Source organism: Thiomonas sp. TH-17 (genome assembly GCF_057473305.1).
Genome location: NZ_JBYCKI010000202.1, coordinates 1 through 3,824, shown reverse-complemented (window position 1 = coordinate 3,824; position 3,824 = coordinate 1). Strand labels below are relative to the sequence as shown.

The following is a 3,824-nucleotide window of genomic DNA, read 5'->3' as shown; positions in this document are numbered from 1 at the left end:
TGCAGCAGCGTCGGCTGATCGACCTGTCCGACGCCGACGACGCCTACAAGCGACTGTCCACCGCCAAGCTCGACGCCATGCTCGCGCTGGCCGAAGCCGCAGACTGCCGTCGCGTGCGCCTGCTGGGCTACTTCAGCGAAGCCAGCGCGCCCTGCGGCAACTGCGACAACTGTCTCAACCCGCCGCAACTCATCGACGCCACCGAGGCCGCGCAAAAGCTGCTGTCCACGATCTACCGCTGCCGCCAGTCCAGCGGCTCCAGCTTCGCCGCCAGCCACCTCATCGACGTGCTGCGCGGCAAGCGCACCGAAAAAACCGAGCGCCACGGCCACCATGCGCTCTCGACCTTTGGCATCGGCGCCGATCTGAGCGAGACCGACTGGCGCTTGCTACTACGCCAGCTCGTCGCGCAACGACTGGTCGAAGTCGACGCCACACATTTCAATGTGCTGCACCTCACCGACGCCAGCCGCGCCGTGCTCAAGGGCGCGCAGCGCATCCACCTCAAGCACCGCGAGCCGGGCGCGGAACGCCGTCGCCGCAGCGCCAACGGCAGCACGACATCGACCGGCACGCGACTGACCATGCAGTCAATGTCGAGCGCCGACGCCGAGCTGTTTGCCCGCCTGCGCATCTGGCGCGCGGCCACCGCCAAGGAGCACGGCGTGCCCGCCTTTGTGGTGTTTCCCGACGCCACGCTGCAGGCCATCGCCCTGGCCCGGCCGGATAGCCTGGATGCGCTACGCGGCATTTCCGGCGTGGGCGACAAAAAGCGCGATACCTACGGCGCCGCGCTGCTCGAAGTCATTGCACAGGCCAACCATGTCAGTTGACACGCTCCCGTTCCAGCGCCTGCTGCACACCCCGATCTTCAAACCCTGGCCCGCCGACACCCTGGCGCGGCTGCAGGCGCATTGCCAGACGCTCAGCCTGCGCACCGGCAGCGTGCTGTTCACCGAAGGCAGTGCGGGCAGCGCGTTTTACTTCGTATTGAGTGGGCGCATGTTGTTGAGTTCGGGCAGTGCGGCGGGACAGGAGAAGATTGTCGAAATCATCCAGCCCGATCAGTTGTTCGCGCTGGCCGTAGGGTTTCTGGGCAAAAAATATCCCGTCACCGCCACCTGTGAGGGCCGCTGCGAGCTGATCGAGATTCCGTTCGCCCCTTTTCTGCAGATTCTGCGCGAGCAGCCCGAACTCACCTGGTTTATGATGGGCAACCTCAGCATCCGGCTGAATTTTCTGGTCAACGAGGTGCGACGCATGAGCGTAGAGTCGGCCGATGCGCGGGTGGCTGAATATCTGCTCGATCAATGCCCGCACTGGGACGGACCGGCCCGGGTGGAACTGCCGTGCACCAAGGCCGCGCTGGCCGCCCGTCTGGGCATCAAGCCGGAGACGCTCTCACGGGTGTTTGCCCGCCTGCGCCGTGACGGCCTGGCCGAGATTGGCCGGCTGCATGTGGACATCCCCGACCCCAAAGCCTTGCGCGCCTGGCGCAGTGGCCGCTGAACGGGGTCAGATCAAACATCGGCCAAGCTTTTTTGGCGCTTGACCGCAGTCAAGGACGCGGGAAAACCCGACTTCCTAGAGTGCAGCCCTGTCATCAACCCGCCAGGAGCTTCACATGTTTTGTTATCAATGCGACCAGACCACCCGCAACGACAACGGTATCGGTTGCACCGGACCGCAAGGCGTTTGCGGCAAAGATGAACCGACCTCCGATCTGCAGGATCTGCTGATCTATCAACTCAAGGGCATCGCCCAGTACGCCAAACGCGCCCGCGCACTGGGCTGGACCGACCCGGCGGTGGATCGCTTCATGCTCTACGGTCTGTTCACCACCCTGACCAACGTCAACTTCAACACCGCGCGCTTCGGCAAACTCATTCAGGAAGCCGCCGCCACCCGCGACCGGGTGCGCGATGCGTATGTGGCCGCGGCGCGCAGCCAGGGCCAGACGCCCGAAACCCTCGAAGGCCCGGCCAGCTTCGTACCCGCCGCCTCGCTCGACGCCGTGCTGGAGCAGGCCGCGCTGGGCGGCGTCAAGGCGGGTGAAGACGTGGTCGGCGAGGACGCCAACGGTCTGCGCGTGCTGATTCTCTACGGCATGAAAGGGGTTGCCGCCTACGCCTACCACGCCCGCATGCTTGGGCAACAGCGCGACAGCGTGGACGCCAAGGTGGAAGACCTGCTCGACTATCTCGCCAGCAACCCCGCCGACATCGGCGACCTGCTGGAACATGCGCTGGAGGTCGGCCGACTGAATCTGGAAGTCATGGAAATGCTCGACGCCGGCAACACCGGCGCGTTCGGCGCGCAGCAGATCACGCAGGTGCGCACCACTCCGGTCAAAGGCAAGGCCATTCTGGTCAGCGGCCACGACATGCACGATCTGCAACTGCTGCTGGAACAGACGCAGGGGATGGGCATCAACGTCTATACCCACGGCGAAATGCTGCCCGCGCATGCCTATCCCAAGCTCAAGGCCTACCCGCAACTCGTGGGCAATTACGGCGGCGCCTGGCAGGATCAGCAAACCGAGTTCGCCAACTTTCCCGGCCCGGTGATCGTCACCTCCAACTGCATCATCGAGCCCGACCGCAGCTACAAGAACCGCGTGTTCACCACCGGCCCGGTGGGCTGGCCCGGCGTGCGGCACATTGAAGGCGGCGATTTTTCCGCCGTCATCCAGGCGGCAAAAGCGACGCCCGGCTTCAGCGAAGACGCGCCGGAGAAGTTCATCACCGTGGGCTTTGGCCGCCACACCCTGATGGGCGTGGCTGATCAAGTGGTTGACGCGGTCAAGAGCGGCGCGATCCGCCACTTCTTCCTCGTCGGCGGCTGCGATGGCGCTTCGCCCAAACGGCAATACTTCACCGACGTGGCGAAAGAAGCGCCGAGCGACAGCGTCATCCTCACTCTGGGCTGCGGCAAATACCGCGTGAACCGCGAAGACTACGGCGACATCGGCGGCATTCCGCGCCTACTCGACGTGGGTCAGTGCAACGACGCGCACTCGGCCATCCAGATCGCCGGGGCGCTGGCCAAGGCCTTCGATTGCGGGCTGAACGACCTGCCGCTGTCTTACATGATCTCGTGGATGGAGCAAAAGGCCACGGCCATTTTCCTGTCCATGCTGGCGCTCGATCTCAAGGGCATCCACCTCGGCCCCACGCTGCCCGGCTATCTCACGCCCAATCTGATCGCCGTGCTGCAAGAGCGCTATGACGTGCGCCCGATCGGCGACGCCCGCGCCGACGTGGCCGCCGCGCTGCAAGCAGCTTGACCCCGCTTGCCGCCCCTGCGCGCGCGGGGGCGGCTTTCAGGAATCCATGTCATGAACGATTACGCCATCTCCCTCGAAACCCGCGACGGCAAGACCTTCGCGTTTCACAGCAACCCCCAGGAAAGCCTGCTCGAAGCCGCTTTGCGCCAAGACATTCTGCTGCCCGCCAACTGCCGCAGCGGGTCGTGCGGGTCGTGCGTGGCCCGGGTCGAATCCGGGCTGGTGCAACTGACCGAAGTCTCCAGCAGCGTGATCGACGACGCCCAGCGGGCGCAAGGTCAGGTGCTGCTGTGCCGCAGCTACGCCGAGTCTGACGTGCGCCTGACCGCGCCCTACCCTTCAGACAAAGTGCGGCTGCAGCAAATCATTGTGCGCAAGGCCTCCATAGCCCGTCTGGAGCCGCTGGCGCAAGACACCGTCGGCCTCTGGCTGCAACTCCAGCCGCACGACACCTTGGGCGCAGGCGCCGAGTTCGAGCCCGGTCAATACATGGAACTGCGCGTGCCCGGAACCGATCAGTGGCGCCCCTTCTCCATCG

Annotated in this window: 4 protein-coding genes; all 4 read left to right on the top strand. The window is 65.1% G+C overall.

Annotated features, from left to right (window positions below; all coding sequences use genetic code 11):
* On the top strand, positions 1–833 hold an 833-nt coding region (locus AC2VLV_RS12180), incomplete at its 5' end, for an RQC domain-containing protein (RefSeq protein ID WP_486990242.1).
* Positions 823–1,509, top strand: coding sequence for a Crp/Fnr family transcriptional regulator (locus AC2VLV_RS12175; RefSeq protein WP_486990241.1), 687 nt, complete (start codon positions 823–825; stop codon positions 1,507–1,509). The genes AC2VLV_RS12180 and AC2VLV_RS12175, both read left to right, overlap by 11 nt.
* A 115-nt stretch (positions 1,510–1,624) precedes the next feature.
* Positions 1,625–3,286 (top strand): hydroxylamine reductase, encoded by a 1,662-nt coding sequence (hcp, locus tag AC2VLV_RS12170; protein ID WP_486990240.1) that lies wholly within the window; start codon positions 1,625–1,627, stop codon positions 3,284–3,286.
* Positions 3,287–3,337: 51 nt separating this feature from the next.
* The coding region (locus AC2VLV_RS12165) for a 2Fe-2S iron-sulfur cluster-binding protein (RefSeq protein ID WP_486990239.1) at positions 3,338–3,824 on the top strand (487 nt) is incomplete at its 3' end.

Excerpts from the sequence above, each read along its gene's own strand:
- hcp (WP_486990240.1), top strand. The coding sequence starts at position 1,625 with ATGTTTTGTTATCAATGCGACCAGACCACCCGCAACGACAACGGTATC.
- AC2VLV_RS12175 (WP_486990241.1), top strand. The coding sequence starts at position 823 with ATGTCAGTTGACACGCTCCCGTTCCAGCGCCTGCTGCACACCCCGATC.